Here is a 15,208-nt window from a genome sequence, read left to right as displayed (position 1 = left end):
ACACGCTCAGCGGTGGTGGATTGCCCTGCAGGTAGCGAGGTGGCTCACCGATCTGGCTAGCATGTGGTGACAAACACAGCACGGTCCCCGTGCAGTTCGTCAGAGAAGCAGGAGGACGCATGATCACGCGCATCGACAACGCCCACATCCTGACCCAGGATCCCGCGCGGCCGGTTGCGGACTCGGTGGCTTTTGCCAACGGGCGCATCCTCGCGGTGGGGGAGGCTGCCCGAGCCCTGCCTGCTGATGAGGCATGGGATGCCGGCGGCCGCACGCTCACCCCGGGCTTTAATGACGCGCATTCCCACACCGTGTGGTTTGGCCAAACGCTGCTGGAGGTGGATCTATCCCAGGCCACAACGCCAGAGGAGGTCTACGCCGCCGTGCGAGCCGCCGAGCCGAACCCCGACGGTTGGGTAGTGGCCGCAGGGTTTCGCCCCTCCGGGCTGGATGCGCCGGTGGAGATTGCGCAGCTTGACCACGCCACCGGCGGGGCTCCGCTGCTGATCAAGCACAACTCGGGCCACGCTTACACGGTCAACACTGCGGCCCTGCGCGCGGCGGGCGTCGATCCCGCCAACCCACCCGAGGTCGAAGGCGGCGAGTTCGTTCGCGATGCCGACGGGCACTGCACCGGGCTGCTCGATGAAAACGCCATGCGCGCCATCCAAGAGGTAACCCTGCCGGAATCCGGCGAGGAGATCGCCCGCGCCCTTGAGCTGGCCACACGCCGTTACCTGGAGCGCGGACTGACCTCCGTCACGGATGCCGGGGTGGCCGGCGGCTGGATCGGGCACAGTCCGCGCGAGATTGCTGCCTATCAAAACGCCACCCTGCACACCCGCATGCAGGTGATGGTGACCATGGACGTGCTCCACGAGATTTCCGGACACGCCTCCGACGGCCCCGGCTGGGGCCTGGATGGTGGCCTGCGCACCGGCTTCGGCGATGAGCGGCTGCAGATCGGCCCCGTCAAGATCTTCAGCGATGGCTCCCTGCTAGGTACCACCGCCGCACTGACGGAGAATTACGCCTGCTGCTCCCATCACGGATACTTCCAGGATGACCCGGAACAGATGCGCACCCGTGCGCTGCAGGCGGCGAATTCCGGCTGGTCCTTGGCTATCCACGCCATCGGCGATGCGGCGGTGGATTTTGCGATAGAGACGCTGGAGGAGGCCGTCGACAAGCATGGCGTGCCCGCCATGCCGCACCGCATCGAACACGGCGGCGTGGTGCGCCCCGACCAAATTGAGCGCCTGCGCGGCAAGCCCATCGTGGTGGTTCCGCAGCCGCTGTTCATCCGGGCTTTCGGCGACGCGATGGCGGATGCCCTCGGCCCGGAGCGCACCGCGTGGAGCTACCCAGGCAAGCGGCTTCTCGACGCCTCCCTCATCCTCCCCGGCAGTTCCGATCAACCCGTGGCACCCGGGGTACCCCTGGAGGTCATGCAGGCCTTCGTGGAGCGGCGCACCGCCTCAGGCCGGGATTATGGGCCTGAGGATCGTCTGACCCCTGCCGAGGCTCTCTACGCCTACACCGCCGGCTCGGCCGCAGCAACTGGTTGGGCCGGGCGCAAGGGGCAGGTGATGCTGGGACAGCTGGCGGATTTCGTGCTGCTTTCACAGGACCCGCTGAATACTGACGATCTATCCACCATCGACGTGGCCGCCACCATCGTGGGCGGCGAGCTGCGCTACGGAAGCTTTTAAGGAGTAGAAATGCGAGCAACCACCAACGAACAATTCCTGTCAGATTTCCAGGCCATGTCCGCCAACGGCGCCACACCGGGCGGCGGCGTGGAGCGCCAAGCCGCCAGTGCCGGCGATAACCTCAACCGCGCCTGGTTCCACGCGGTCCTGGAATCCCTGGGAGCACGGGTCATCTACGACGAGATTGGAAACCAGTACGGACTTTTTGAGCTCGCCCCCGGCGCCGAGTACGTGGGCGTGGGCTCGCACCTGGATTCGCAGCCCTTGGCCGGGCGCTTCGACGGTGCCTATGGCGTGTTGGCCGCAGCTCATGCCGCCGGGCGCGTGGCGCAATCGGGTGCCAAGGCGCGCTATAACCTGGCGGTCATCAATTGGTTCAACGAGGAGGGCTCGCGCTTTGCGCCTTCCATGATGGGCAGCTCCGTGTTTGTGGGAACGTTGGCGCTTGACGACGCCCACTCCGCCACCGACCTCAGCGGCGTCACCGTGGCGCAGGCCCAGGAGGAAGCTGGTTGGGCCCCGCGCGGTGAAGCTCCGAAGCTCGCGGCCTATGCGGAGATCCACGTCGAGCAAGGTAAGGAGCTTGAAGCTGCAGGCAACACGATTGGTTTGGTCACCGCCACGTGGGGCGCGAAGAAATTCCAGGCGATTGTTTCCGGTGAACAGGGCCATACCGGCTCTACTCTGATGGCCGATAGGAAGGACGCACTTTTCGGTGCCTCCCTCATCATCTCTTCCGTGGAGCGCCTCACCCACGAATTTGCCGAAGGCCAGCTGCAGGCCTCGGTCTCGCAGCTGACGTTGGAGCCAAACTCGCCGGTCACCATCGCGCGCGAGGTGCGCTTCAACGTGGATGTGCGCTCGCCGTCTACGGAGGTGCTGGACAAGGCCCAAGCACGCCTGCAGGAGATCATCGCTGCGGCGGAAGAGGAGTCCCGCACCTCAGTCGAGCTATCCCCGACGCATGAGTGGGCTCTCAACCCCTACCCGGCGGCCGGTGTAGAGCTGGCCCGGGAGGTAGTAGAGGAACTGGGCTACTCGCACCAAGAGATTTACACGGTGGCTGGCCATGACTCGACCAACCTCAAGGAGGTGGTGCCGACGGTCATGCTTTTCATCCCGTCCGTCGACGGCATCTCGCACAACGAAAAGGAGTTCACTACGGCGGAGGACTGCGTGGCCGGCCTAGACGTGCTGACGCACGTGGCTCAGCGCCTCGTGGAATCCGGGTGTGGGGAAGGCTAGGCGCCCAGCGCGCCGCCGCGCAAGACGCGCTAGTTGCTATCGGCCTTAGTCGTTATCGCTCCACGGCTCGTAGCCAAAGGCCTGTAGCGCGACCTCGAATCCGCGCTTCATCGCGGTGAGCTCTTCCTCGCTGAACTCGTAGGTGCGTAGGCGCACCGGGCCGGTAAGCGGGACATGGAGCAGGAAGCGACGGCCTTCTTCGGTGATGTCGCACAAACGGCGGCGCAGGTCCTCTGGATCGTCGTTGAGCGCAATGAGATCATCACGCACTAAGCGCTTGACAGCCTGCCCGATGGTGGCGGGCTGCCATCCCAGTTCCTTGCGCAGCTGAAGGATCGGGATGGGGCCCTTCTTATCGATGAGCCGCAGAAGCGAAAGATGGGAACCGGTGATTCCGTACTCGCGGCGCGCTTCTGTGTCGAACCTAGCCCGGGCGCGTTCGAAGCGGCGGTACTCCGCGATGGTCTCAGCGATTGGATCAATATCTGTCACGTAATCAAGCGTAAAAGTTCGGGGAGGGAATCTGCAACCGAGTTCCAAGAACACACTTTTAGCCACCTTATTGGTGTTAGGCGGGGGTAATATAAAGGAAATTTATGCCGCTAGTCGAAAGAGTTTGATCCATCCAGCGGAAGCGGCGGTAAATAGCAGATGGAAAGGACTTTTATCGGGTTCGGAATGCAAGAGGCGGCTGTATTCTTTGCCCGTCCGCGGGGGTGAGTTTAAAAACTGGTGACACGAGACGCAAATGTGACTATTGTTAACGTGCAGTCAATCTTTGGCTCCCTACATTTTGTATGACTCCTAAGGAGAATCCATGAAGATTTCCCGTTCCCTTGCTGCAGTAGCCCTGTCCGGTACCCTCCTCCTCGGCGGCACCACCGTTGCAATCGCCCAGATTCCGGACGCAGCAGACAGCACCGAAGGTATTGGGCTGCCGGCGACCATTGTGGTTGATGGCGTCACCTACTTCAAGGACACGACCGCCGAAGAAGGTAAGGGCGGTTACAAGTCCGCAGACGGCAAGAAGACTCTGACCTACTTGGAAGCAAAGGCCATCGTCGATCGTCAAAAGGATGCGGAAAAGGGTTCTGAGTCCGAGACCTCCACCTCTGAGACGACGAGCGCCGAGGCTTCCGCGTCGGACACGACCACCACTACCAAGGCCACTGACCCGGCGGGAAGCGAGACCTCTAAGACCTCCGAGCCGAAGGAATCTCCCACGAGCTCGAGCGAGACCTCGTCCTCCAAGCCTGCTGACAATTCCGAGAAGTCCTCTACCTCCGCCACCACGACTAAGACTGCAGAGCCGTCTACTTCCAAGACCGCGGAACCAGGCGACAAGAAGAGCTCCGCTGAGGGTGTACTGTCCTCCAAGGACGGCAAGCCGACTCCGCTGGCTATCTTCGGCATCGTTGCCGGCGTTCTCGCTGCCGTTGCTGCTGCCTTCCCGGCTATCGCGAAGGCCCTGAACCTCAACATCAAGCTGCCTTTCTAAGGCTAAGTAGCTTCTAGGTTCTTTTTGCCCCTGCCTCGTTGAGGCAGGGGCTTTTGTCTTGGGTTAAACCGGCGTGGTTTCCTGTAATAAGAACTTCAGCGCCCGGGCCGCTCACACTGAGGGCCACAGGGCGCTGAAGTCTCTCTATCTCTCTCTGTGTGCGTTCTCTCCAACGCACGACATACAGTATGCAACTGATCGGCAGACAATGTGAAGCTTAGACTCGCCTAAAAGGCAGAGGAGAGCTGTGAGTTTGCTGTGCTGGTTGAATTCCGCTGGTTATCGCCACCAAGACGCAATGGAATCTGTGCGGGGAGTTGCCCCCGGGGTTAATAATCGGGGTTATGGAGAGCCAAAATCGGACGGATTAATGGGGCGTTGTGAGCGGGGGAGCTTTTCCACCACAAGGCGGTAGGAGTCCGTCACAAGTTCGTTGAGTAGCTGCGGGGTGAGGCGGGGATCTGGGTGAACAGAAACCCAGTGTCGCTTGTTCATGTGGTAGCCGGGTGTGATGAAGGCGTGCTCGCTGCGCAGCGCTTCGGCGTCCAGGGGCTCGGCTTTGAGGATGGCCTGCTGGCGGCCAGTTACCGCGGTGAGGAGGAGGAAGACCTTGTCGCGCACCTTGAACACGTCCCAGTCAGGGCCGAAAGGGTGCGTCAACGTGGCGCCGGGGAGTTCGGCGGCGCGGGCGCTAGCGCAGGCATGGAGATCCAGTGGAGAGGAATTCATGTGAACCAGGCTAGGTGAAAACACCGTTGGGCCCCTCCCGCGATTCCTCGGGGAGGGGCCCAACGGCGTCTCTATCAAGTTCCTCCGATTATCGGCCACTGGCCGCCCTCCGGAGGATGAGGGGTTCTCTCTCTCGCATGCGCTCTCTCAAACGCACAACACAGAGTATGGCGGCCTGTGCTGGCATCGCCATGAACTCCGCCTGGCAGTTTTCTGCTAGTCGATTGTTTGCTAATCAAAGCGCGCGGTGCGCTTCTCCAGAAATGCCGTGACGCCCTCCTTGTGGCCAGCTGAGGCCATCTGCGCGTACTGCGTCGGCTCTTCCCAGGTGAGCTGTTCATCGAGCTGCCCCAGAGCCGTGCGGTTGATGGCCTCCTTGGCTTTGGCCAGGGCATCGCGCGGTGCGATGTGCAGGCGTTCTGCTACCTCCAGTGCAGTGGCCAGTGCGTGGCCTTGGGGTGCGCGTGTGGTTACGAGACCTGCAGCCTCGGCCTCGGCGACGCCGAGCTTGTCTTGTAGCAGTGCCAGGGCGAGCGCGCGGTGGCGCCCCACGGAGGCGAGTGCGGTGAGGCTCACGCCGCCGTCAGGGATAAGGCCAATCTTGCCGAAGGGCAGCGTGAAGTAGGAGTCCTCGCCGGCCACGATGAGATCGCAGGCAAAAGCCAGCGAAGCACCCGCGCCAGCGGCCGCACCTTCGACCGCGGCGATGACGGGAATCTCGGCGGCCTGAATCTCAGCCACCAGTGCGTTGAGCTGGGGAAGCATGGTGGACTCGGCCGGGTCGGGAGTCTCGCCCGCAGCTTGCGCGGTGGCTGCCTCTTGCGCGGCGGCGACGAGATCCGCTCCGGCACAGAAGGCGGTTTCATCGCCGGTGATGATGAGGGCGCGGATGGCGGGGTCAGAGGAGGCGTCGGCAAGCGCGGCAGAGAGAGCCAGGCAATGGTCCTTGGCAATGGCGTTGCGGCGCGCGGAGTTATTGATGCGTGCGACGAGGACGGAGCCTTCGCGGCGGGTGAGGATGGCATCGGTCATGGTTTAGTCCTTAACAAGCTCGGTGAGGGAGGAAATGATGCGCTCGGCCTCAGCGGAGATGCGGGAGACGATTTCGGAACAGGGTGCCACATCGTGGATTAGACCCTGCGACGTTCCGCAGGTCCACACGCCTGCATCCAAATCACCGGTTTCGTAGACTGCACGGCCGCGCTTGCCTGCAACGAGGTGGCGGATATCCCCAAACTCGGCGCCCTGGGCAAGGCGCTCGGCAACCTCATCGCTTACAGCGTTCCTGGCCACGCGGGTGGAATTGCGCAGCTCGCGGAGGATGAGCTGGGTATCCAGCTCGCTGCGCTCCACGATGGCCTGCTTGACGTTCTCGTGCACTGGGGCTTCCGTGGAAGCCACGAAGCGGGTTCCCATGTTGATGCCCTCGGCGCCCAGTGCCAGGGCGGCAGCGAGCCCGCGGCCATCCGCGAAGCCGCCTGAGGCCACGATGGGGATGTCCAGCTGGTCCGCGGCGGCGGGAATGAGCACGAGTCCCGGAATGTCATCTTCGCCGGGGTGGCCGGCGCACTCAAAGCCGTCGATGCTCACGATGTCAACGCCAACCTTCTGTGCGCTCAGCGCATGCCGCACGGAGGTGCACTTGTGGATGACAGTGATGCCGGCATCCTTGAAAGCCGGCATGTGGTCCTTGGGATTATTTCCAGCGGTTTCTGCAATCTTCACGCCTTCCTCAATGATGACGTCGCGGTACTCCGCATAGGGCGGTGGGGTAATCGCCGGCAGCATGGTGAGGTTGACGCCGAAGGGCTTGTCGGTGAGCTCGCGGGTACGGCGAATCTCGTGGCGCAGATCCTCCGGGGTGGGCTGGGTGAGCGCGGTGACGACGCCGAGTCCGCCGGCATTGGACACGGCGGCGGCAAGCTCGGCGCGGCCGACCCACTGCATGCCGCCTTGGATGATGGGGTGCTTAATGCCGAGCATCTCGGTAACGCGAGTGGAAATCATGAGGATTGTGCTCCTTTGTGGTGCAAGGGCGTAATGGGAGGCGGATGAATGAAAAGTGAATGGCTATTCGGAAAAGTGGTCGCGCAGTCGCCCTCGGAGGTCATCGGGCAGGGCGATCGGGCGGCGCTCAGAGGCATCGATAAGCACCAACGTCGCCGTGGCAAACACGCACGGGGTGCCGTCCTGGACGAGTTCGTGGGCAACTTGATAGGAGGTGTTTCCGATGCGGGAGATCCACACGCGAGCCTGGATGGAATCGGTGTAGGTGAGCTCGGCGTCATACTGGACTTCGAGGGATCGCACCACGTGAGCGTAGGAATCGGTGGCAACAGGGCCGGTCAGATCGGCGGCCGCGCGCACGCGCGCTTCTTCTAAAAGCGTGGCCATCGTGGCGTTGTTGACGTGAGCATTCGCGTCCTGGTCGGACCACCGCAAGGCGAGGGCTATCGGGATGGCGTTGGCGGGCGCGCGCATTGTTCCTCCTGGGGTGAGCGGGTAGAGTGATGCGTATTACTATACATACGAATTGTGGTTCGTCACTCGAATTGTGAGGAGAATGCGATGACAGATCTTCTGAGAATCGATGCTCTGCTGAGCGAAGAAGAAAAAGCTACCCGTGACCGCGTCGCCGCACTGGTGGATGAGCACATCCGCCCGCACGTGGCGCAGTGGTACGAGGACGCGGTGCTGCCGGAGTCCATCTTCCCGGTGCTCGCGGAGGCCGGACTGTTCGGGATGCATCTGGAAGGCTATGGCTGCGCTGGACGTTCAGCGGTGGAATATGGTCTAGCCATGCAGGAGCTGGAAGCAGGGGATTCCGGTATCCGCACGGTGGTATCAGTACAGGGTTCGCTGGCGATGTCGGCGATATATAAGCACGGCTCGGAGGAACAAAAGCAACAGTGGCTGCCCAAGATGGCCGCCGGTGAGGTCATTGGCTGCTTCGGGTTGACGGAGCCGACCGCGGGCTCGGACCCGGCAAGCATGGCGACGGTAGCGCGCTACCGCTCCGGTGAATGGGTCCTGGACGGTGCGAAGCGCTGGATCGGTCTGGCGAGCGTGGCCGGGGTGGCGATCATCTGGGCCAAGGTGTCCGACAAGGATGCCTCCGCCGCCGGGGTGGAGGCGGGCGTGCGCGGGTTCATTGTGCCGACGTCCACGCCGGGGTTCACGGCGACGCCAATCACCCGCAAGCTGTCCATGCGGGCGTCCATTCAGTGCGATATCGAACTGGAAGACGTTACTTTGCCCGCTGATGCACTGCTGCCCAAGCATCCAGGGCTCAAGGGTCCGTTTATGTGCTTGAACGAGGCTCGCTTCGGCATCAGCTTTGGCGCTTTGGGCGCTGCTCGTGATTCTTTGGAGGTGGCACTGGCCTATGCCAAGGAGCGCAAGCAATTCGACCGCTCGCTGGCGTCCTTCCAGCTCACCCAGCAGAAGCTGGTGGACATGGCGGTGGAGCTGAACAAGGGGCAGTTGCTGGCACTGAACCTGGGCCGCGCCAAGGATGCAGGCACGCTGGAGCCCTACCAGATTTCGGTGGGCAAGCTGGCTAACTGTCGCACCGCCATCGACATTTGCCGCCAGGCTCGCACCATCCTGGGCGGCAACGGTATCACCGCGGACTATTCGCCGCTGCGCCACGCCGCCAACCTAGAATCAGTGCGCACCTACGAGGGCACCGATGAGATCCACACGCTGATTCTGGGGCGCGTGCTGACGGGGGAGCAGGCGTTTAGCTAGCTCCTAGTGTCCTTCGGCTTCGGGGCGTTCGGATCGATCGGGCGTCCATCAGCATCCAGATCGTTGAGCTCGGCCAGCTCGGTGAAGTCGGCCTGAGCATCGGCGAAGCCCTCCTTCGGATCGATTTCATCGAAGTTGCGGATGGTGCCGTCGCGCTCGTCCTTGAACATGTCCTTGCCGTAGACGACGAGCACCATGATGATGCCGGCAGCGAAGCCCCAGGCGGCTCCCTGGGTAGCGAGAACGCCGGCGGTGACACCTGCGATGCCAAGATCCTTTTGGTTCTTGGATTCCATGATGCCGACGCGTACGGACACGAAGCCCTGGATGATGAGAGTCAGCGCCAGACCCACCGGCAGGATGGGCTCGACGAAAGAGGTAATCGGCAGCAGCAGAAGACCTACGTTGGTGCCCCAACGGAAGGAGCCCGCGCCGCCGAAGATGGTGCGCATGGCACGCTTGCCCTGCTTGTAGCGCTCGACGATGACCACGTGCATTGCCGCCCACAGCGGGCCACACATGGCGACGTCCGGGCCGATGATGGACATCAGCATGTTGCGGCCACCAAAAAGAAGGTGTGCGCGCGACGGGCTGTAGACCACGGCCTCGTCCGTGCGGACGTGGTCGGCTTCCTTGAGCACTGCGTTGGCCTGCAGGACGTCACCGAAGACGACGATGTAGGCGGCCAGCACCGTTGGTATGGCGGTGAGGAACATGTGCGCCGGCGGCAAACCAACACCGAAGACGGTGTACTCAGACCACAGAGTGATGAAGTCCGGCTTGGAGAAACCCCACTCCACATCCGGCCACGGGGCCTCGCCCGCCAGCGGCGCGACAAAGACCGCGACGAAGATAGCAGGCAGGATGCCTAGCGAAGCCAGGAAGCGCCAGCCGGCGGCCTTCTGGCGCATTGCTTGGAAGCGGCGGGAATACATGAGGAAGAAGGCCACAGCCACCGCGATGGTGATGGTAATGGGGAAGGAGTGGAAACGTCCGCCTTCCTGGAACACCGAGATGATGGCGGCGATACCAGCGCCCAGAACAATGCCGGAGCGCAAGCCCGAGGGGATGAGGCGGACGACCTTCGAGGCCCATCCCGTTATGCCTAGTGTTAATGAGAATATGCCCAGCATGAGCTGGAAACTGATGAGCGCCCAGATGCGTTGCTCACCCTCCGGGAAGGTCTGGATGTAGACCGTCAGCAGCGGAATAGCCGGGGTAATCCAGCCCGGGACTACCGGATCGCCCAAGAGGTGGTGGGTGAGGTAGAGAAGGCCGTTGAGAATGACGACGGCCAGTGCCGCCTCATAGGGCATGCCGAGGGCCTCAGTCATCAGGGGGATAGCGCCCAGGTCGACCACGCACATGAACAAACCTTGGGCGAAGTCCGGCCATTCCATGCGGTAGTGCACGAAGGGTAGGCGGACATCGAAGGGCCCCATCTTCCAGTGGGGCGAAGCTTGACCGATGCCCTGGTCTTCAGGTTCGGTGGCTTCGGCGGTTTCGGCCATGACGGCCTCCTTTCAAAGAAAAGGGACCAAGCCCAGCGGGCGTGAAGCGCGCGGGGCTTGGTGAGGAAAGGTGAAAGGGTCGTTGAGGTTTAGTCGAACCCTATTTAGTCGAACTCGATGATCTGGCGCAGAGCCACACCGTCGGACAGGCGGTCCATGGCGGTGTTGATGTCCTCGAGCTTGATGTGATCGGAGATGAGGGCCTCTGCGTTGAGCTTGCCCTCACGCCACAGCTGCTCATACTTCGGGATGTCCTTGGAGGGAACGGAGGACCCCAGGTAGCAGCCGTGCACGCGGCGTGCCTCGGCGGTCATCACCAGCGGGTCGATGGTGATGGTGGAACCCGGTGCCGGAAGGCCGACGGTGACGGTCAGGCCGCCTGGTGCGGTGACGTTGTAGGCGGTCTCCAGTGCCTTCGGGTGGCCGGCAGCCTCCACGACGGCGGTGAACTTCTTGCCAGACTCTTCGGCTTCCTGTGGGGTCATGGCGGAGGTGGCGCCGATTTCGAGGGCCTTCTCGCACTTGTCCTTCTGCATGTCGATGCCCACGATCTCCTGCACGCCGAGTGCAGCGGCGGTGATGATTGCGGCCATGCCGACGCCACCGAGGCCGACGACGGCGATGCTGTCCTCCGGCTTGGGATCGATCTCGTTGAGGACGGCGCCGCCACCGGTGAGGATGGCGCAGCCGAGGATAGCGGCGATGTCCGCCGGGACATCGGAGCCCACCGGTACGACGGAGAGCTCGGAGACCACGGCGTGGGTGGCGAAGCCGGAGACACCGAGGTGGTGCTGAACCGTCTTACTGTTGCGGGTGAGGTGGCGGGTGCCGCGGATGAGGGTGCCCTCGTTGTTGGTCTTGGAGCCAACCTCACACGGCATCTTGCCATCGGTCTTGCAGCCGGCACACTCGCCGCAGCGCGGGAGGAAGGTCATGACCACGTGGTCGCCAACCTTGACGTTGGTAACACCCGGGCCGATTTCCTCGACGATGCCGGCGGACTCGTGGCCTAGCAGCATCGGCAGCGGACGGGGGCGGTTGTTGTTGACCACGGAGAGGTCGGAGTGGCAGAGGCCGGCGGCGGTGATCTTGACCAGAATCTCGCCCTCGCCAGGAGCGCTGAGCTCCAGCTCGCTCACGGTGATCGGCTTGGAGTCGGCGTAGGGGCGCTCATCGCCGGAGCGTTCCAGGACTGCGCCGCGAATGGTAATCGTGTCAGACATATCTACCTCCAGACATCGGATGGGGTTAATGCATCGCAATGTACGCCACGTCACGTGGGGGAGGGCGAGAACGGCATGGGAAAAACTACACCCAATATATGTGCGGATGGAGAATTTTCTACCCGCTGAGCGCGTGAGCGCGCAGCGCTACGAAGACATCGAGCCCGCGCTGGCCCACGGCCCACTCATCTCCCATGAGCTCAGCGATCCGGTCGAGTCGCTGGCGCACCGTATTGGGGTGGATAAACATGGCGCGAGCCGTCTGCGGAATGCTGTGCCCGGAGAGCAGGTAGTGGTGCGCAGTAGCGGTCAGCTCCGTGGAATGCTCCGCGTCATAACGCACCAACGGGCCGATCGTGCGCGTGGACAGCGCGCTCAACGCCTGCGGGTCCGCGCCCAAGATGAGGCCGACGGTGCCCAAGGTATCTTCGGTGACTAAGCGGCCTTGTACGCCGAGTGCTAAAGCTGACTCCAAGTAGGCCATAGCGGAATCGTGGGCGCTGCGTGCCGAATCCAGCCCGTCGAAGCCGATGGCAGAAACCGTCAAGTCAGAAAACTCAGACAGCAGCGGGGCCAGTGCCTTATCAATTGCTCGATCCGGCTGGTACAGCACGCATACGTGCTGGTCGTGGTGTGTGATAGCGGCATTTCCCGGCAGAAAGTGCTCTAGTTGCGGGCGAGTTGGCAAACTCTTTGCCGAGTGTAAGCCGACGAAATAGAGCTGTACCGAAGAATTCAGGCTGATTCCCGTTAGGTGGCGCAGACGAGCGATCTCCTCGCGCCCAGCATTACCCAGAGCGACGGCGTAGACGAGGTCATCGACTTTGCGCGCGGTGGCGTCGACAAGCGCTTCGGCAAAAAGAGCAATCGCAGTAAAGGCAGCGGAGGCGTGGCTGATGACGCGCAGTTCGGCATCGCTGAGCTCTTTGTCCACGCCAATCGTGCCTAAGGCCCGCCCGTTGAACTCCACGGGGAAGGTACTGGTTGGGGGAGTGTTCGGGGCACCTTCCGTGGTCCACAGCATCACCGGTGCATCGAGGCTTTCAGCCAACACGCGTTCGAGTTCCTCAAAACTCGCGTTATTCATCAGCACGTGGAGCAGCTGCGTGTTGACGTCATTGAGCCACTGCAGTTCTTCGACATGGCGGCTGAGCGCAATCTGGGAGCGGGTCAACTCGGCCACGGATTCGCCTTGGCTCTCGATGACTTGCGCATTCTCCAGCGCCACGGAGGTAATAGAGCCAAGCACCTCGAGGGCCGCGATTTCTTCGTGCGTGTAGTGGCGGGGGTGGCGGTCGCCCACGAGCAGCGCGCCGATGGTGCGCCCGGCGATGCGGATCGGGGCGCCGAGGATTCCGCGGATTCCTTCGGCTTCTACCGCGCGGTCCACGTAATCCACGTGCGTAACGTTGGGATCTGCGGAATGGTCATAGGTCCACGCTGGGCGGTTGGTGGCGGCCACGATGCCGAGGACTCCGGAGCCCATCGGCATGTTGATGGTGCGGAATTCCTCCGTGACGACACCACTGGTGGCCAGTACCTTGGTAAACCCGGTGTCCTCATCGTTGAGGCTGAGATAGCCCACGTCGGTACCGATGGTGGAGCGCGCGTGGCGCACGATGGCCCGGAAGATATCAGTCGATTCGCGGCCGGAGTTGAGCATCTGGGAGACGTCGAGCAGTTTCGTCGACATCACCCGCCACGTGTGGTTGGCGCGCATGGTCTCTTCGATGGCCCGAAGCGCGCCGAGCTCCTCAGCCGCCAACTGCTCGCGCAGCTCGTCGGGGACACGGGTGCCAGTGCTTAGGTGGTTCAGAATCTCGCCAAACTCGCTCATGATTACATGCAGTGTAGCCGGGATTGGCGCCATTATGTTTATCTATTCGCGCAGCTTAGCCCGCAACATCTTGCCAGTCGCAGTTTTGGGGACCTCGTCGATGAATCGCACCGATCTTGGATACTTGTAGGCAGCCATATTCTCCTTAGCCCAAGAAATGATCTCCTCTTCAGAGGTCTCTCCCTTGTATTCGGGGCGCAGCACGATGAAAGCTCTGACGGATTCTCCTCGTCGGTCGTCCTGGTAACCAACGGCCACGGCCTGCTGGACTGCTGGGTGGTCCTGGAGATACTTCTCCACTTCTTCTGGGAAGACCGAATAACCATTGGATTTGATCATCTCTTTGAAGCGGCCTTCGAAGAAGAGGTAGCCATTCTCGTCCAAATATCCCATGTCACCTGAGAAATACCGTCTACCAATCTTCGCAGCTGCGGTGGCTTCTGGTTTGCCTTTATAGCCGAGGAAGACTGCTGGGCTTTCGACACTGATTTCTCCTAATTCGCCGGGGCCAAGCTCACGGCTGCGGTCATCAGGATCAGTAATCTTGATGTTGGTTTGGAAAGTAGGCCGTCCAGTGCTTCCCCAAACGATCTGTCCAGGAGGGGTCATTGTATCCGCGGTATGAGTCTCGCTCATGCCGTAGGCAAACTCAAAGAAGTCCTGACCTGTTTGTTCTTTCCACTGATTGGACAGTGATTCCGTGATTTGTGAGCCAAAGCTCGTACCCATGCAGACACGAAGCCTGTCCATTTGAGAAGCGCGATCCGTAGCTAGGATTTCAGTATTCATCGGCGGCGTTGTGTATGAGACCGTCATCCCGTACCGAGATGCCATAGTTACGAAGTCCTCACCATCGAAGCGCGCTTGAAGAATCATCGAAGCACCCGCAACGAAGACAGCAGACATTCCAACAATTTTTCCAGCCACATGGAAAATCGGCATCGAGGCGGAAACCTTGTCAGACGGTGTATATCCAAAGTTAGCTGCGACGCAGTTAGCTTTAAAAGTGCAGTTTGTGTAAGACAGCATTGCGCCTTTGGGCAACCCGCTAGTACCGGAGGTGTAGATGATTAGAGCGCAGTCTTCATCAAGGTTGATTTCTGGCTTAAGGAGAGACTCAACTTCGTCCGCAGGATCGCTCTGTGCCGTTGCCTTCTCCCAAGAAATATGGTCGAGCGCAGTCGTACGCCGGTCCGGCATACGGAAGTTGAACTCCTGTGAGTGCTCTTCGCGATCTAGAGCATCGTCGAAAGAAGTGACGATCAAAGTATGAACTGAGGTTTCGTCTGCCTTTTCATATTCGACGAGCAGTTCTTCGCTAGCGATGAGTGCAATTGCTTCCAGGTCGTTGAGCTGATATGACAGTTCTTTTGCTTTGAGCATGGGGTTGCAAGGGCTGACGACCGCGCCTAGCTTCTGAACAGCAAGATAAGAAATCACAAATTGCGGACAGTTTTGCATGTAAAGCGCGACTACATCTCCAGTCCTGATCCCCTCGTGGGCCAAGGTCGTTGCTAGCGCTAATGCTTTTTGCTCAAGCCATCCATAAGTGAATTCAGACCCGTAAAAATAGATTGCGGTTTTCTCTGGGGTATTTTCGGCGTGCTCCGAGAAATACTGAGCCAAAGTTTGCGGCTTGAAGAAGGTCAGACCTTCATCCGGAACGTATGTGGTCAATGGCTTGGTCATGATAGTCCTTTCTT

The 15,208-nt window shown here is 61.3% G+C and carries 13 protein-coding genes; 4 read left to right on the top strand and 9 right to left on the bottom strand.

All coding sequences use genetic code 11. From position 1 onward, the window contains the following. Nucleotides 1-119: 119 nt before the first annotated feature. Both HMPREF3009_RS06315 and HMPREF3009_RS06310 read left to right on the top strand, forming a co-directional pair. On the top strand, nucleotides 120-1,712 hold the full coding sequence (locus HMPREF3009_RS06315) for an amidohydrolase (RefSeq protein ID WP_070680759.1): 1,593 nt from the start codon (nucleotides 120-122) through the stop codon (nucleotides 1,710-1,712). 9 nt (nucleotides 1,713-1,721) lie between these two features. Further along, the gene (locus HMPREF3009_RS06310; protein ID WP_049155988.1) at nucleotides 1,722-2,957 is read left to right on the top strand and encodes a M20 family metallo-hydrolase; all 1,236 of its coding nucleotides are present in this window, start codon (nucleotides 1,722-1,724) and stop codon (nucleotides 2,955-2,957) included. 45 nt (nucleotides 2,958-3,002) lie between these two features. Here the strand turns inward: HMPREF3009_RS06310 and HMPREF3009_RS06305 are convergent, their stop codons facing one another. Beyond that, on the bottom strand, nucleotides 3,003-3,449 hold the full coding sequence (locus tag HMPREF3009_RS06305; RefSeq protein WP_049156188.1) for a MarR family winged helix-turn-helix transcriptional regulator: 447 nt from the start codon (nucleotides 3,447-3,449) through the stop codon (nucleotides 3,003-3,005). 325 nt (nucleotides 3,450-3,774) lie between these two features. Here HMPREF3009_RS06305 and HMPREF3009_RS06300 point away from each other — a divergent pair, with 325 nt between their 5' ends. Further along, the gene (locus HMPREF3009_RS06300) at nucleotides 3,775-4,455 is read left to right on the top strand and encodes a hypothetical protein (RefSeq protein WP_046647699.1); all 681 of its coding nucleotides are present in this window, start codon (nucleotides 3,775-3,777) and stop codon (nucleotides 4,453-4,455) included. A 342-nt stretch (nucleotides 4,456-4,797) separates the two neighbouring features. Here HMPREF3009_RS06300 and HMPREF3009_RS06295 read toward each other — a convergent pair whose 3' ends face one another. The 4 genes from HMPREF3009_RS06295 to HMPREF3009_RS06280 form a co-directional block, all read right to left on the bottom strand. Then, nucleotides 4,798-5,184 carry an MmcQ/YjbR family DNA-binding protein gene (locus HMPREF3009_RS06295; RefSeq protein ID WP_193394646.1) on the bottom strand — a complete coding sequence of 129 codons (387 nt, stop codon included), beginning with the start codon at nucleotides 5,182-5,184 and terminating at the stop codon, nucleotides 4,798-4,800. 231 nt (nucleotides 5,185-5,415) lie between these two features. Next, nucleotides 5,416-6,216, bottom strand: a complete 801-nt coding sequence (locus HMPREF3009_RS06290) for an enoyl-CoA hydratase-related protein (RefSeq protein ID WP_049155992.1) — start codon at nucleotides 6,214-6,216, stop codon at nucleotides 5,416-5,418. A gap of 3 nt (nucleotides 6,217-6,219) precedes the next feature. Further along, nucleotides 6,220-7,197: an NAD(P)H-dependent flavin oxidoreductase gene (locus HMPREF3009_RS06285; protein WP_118783633.1), complete on the bottom strand. Its 978-nt coding sequence runs from the start codon at nucleotides 7,195-7,197 to the stop codon at nucleotides 6,220-6,222. Between the two features lie 57 nt (nucleotides 7,198-7,254). Then, nucleotides 7,255-7,665: an acyl-CoA thioesterase gene (locus tag HMPREF3009_RS06280; protein ID WP_049155997.1), complete on the bottom strand. Its 411-nt coding sequence runs from the start codon at nucleotides 7,663-7,665 to the stop codon at nucleotides 7,255-7,257. An 87-nt stretch (nucleotides 7,666-7,752) separates the two neighbouring features. Between HMPREF3009_RS06280 and HMPREF3009_RS06275 the strand changes: the two genes are divergently transcribed. Then, nucleotides 7,753-8,934, top strand: coding sequence for an acyl-CoA dehydrogenase family protein (locus HMPREF3009_RS06275; protein ID WP_049155999.1), 1,182 nt, complete (start codon nucleotides 7,753-7,755; stop codon nucleotides 8,932-8,934). Here the strand turns inward: HMPREF3009_RS06275 and HMPREF3009_RS06270 are convergent. The 4 genes from HMPREF3009_RS06270 to HMPREF3009_RS06255 form a co-directional block, all read right to left on the bottom strand. Beyond that, nucleotides 8,931-10,445: a permease family protein gene (locus HMPREF3009_RS06270; protein WP_049156001.1), complete on the bottom strand. Its 1,515-nt coding sequence runs from the start codon at nucleotides 10,443-10,445 to the stop codon at nucleotides 8,931-8,933. The genes HMPREF3009_RS06275 and HMPREF3009_RS06270 overlap by 4 nt on opposite strands. A gap of 104 nt (nucleotides 10,446-10,549) precedes the next feature. Beyond that, nucleotides 10,550-11,668: an alcohol dehydrogenase catalytic domain-containing protein gene (locus HMPREF3009_RS06265; protein WP_049156003.1), complete on the bottom strand. Its 1,119-nt coding sequence runs from the start codon at nucleotides 11,666-11,668 to the stop codon at nucleotides 10,550-10,552. A gap of 118 nt (nucleotides 11,669-11,786) precedes the next feature. Continuing rightward, nucleotides 11,787-13,505 carry a helix-turn-helix domain-containing protein gene (locus tag HMPREF3009_RS06260; protein ID WP_049156004.1) on the bottom strand — a complete coding sequence of 573 codons (1,719 nt, stop codon included), beginning with the start codon at nucleotides 13,503-13,505 and terminating at the stop codon, nucleotides 11,787-11,789. Nucleotides 13,506-13,547: 42 nt separating this feature from the next. Beyond that, nucleotides 13,548-15,194: an AMP-binding protein gene (locus tag HMPREF3009_RS06255; protein ID WP_083312721.1), complete on the bottom strand. Its 1,647-nt coding sequence runs from the start codon at nucleotides 15,192-15,194 to the stop codon at nucleotides 13,548-13,550. Between the last annotated feature and the right edge of the window lie 14 nt (nucleotides 15,195-15,208).

It is taken from the genome of Corynebacterium sp. HMSC034H07, assembly GCF_001815175.1.
Classification (GTDB): domain Bacteria; phylum Actinomycetota; class Actinomycetes; order Mycobacteriales; family Mycobacteriaceae; genus Corynebacterium; species Corynebacterium hiratae.
Note: the sequence above shows the minus strand (reverse complement) of the source record. Positions and strands in the feature narration are given on the sequence as shown.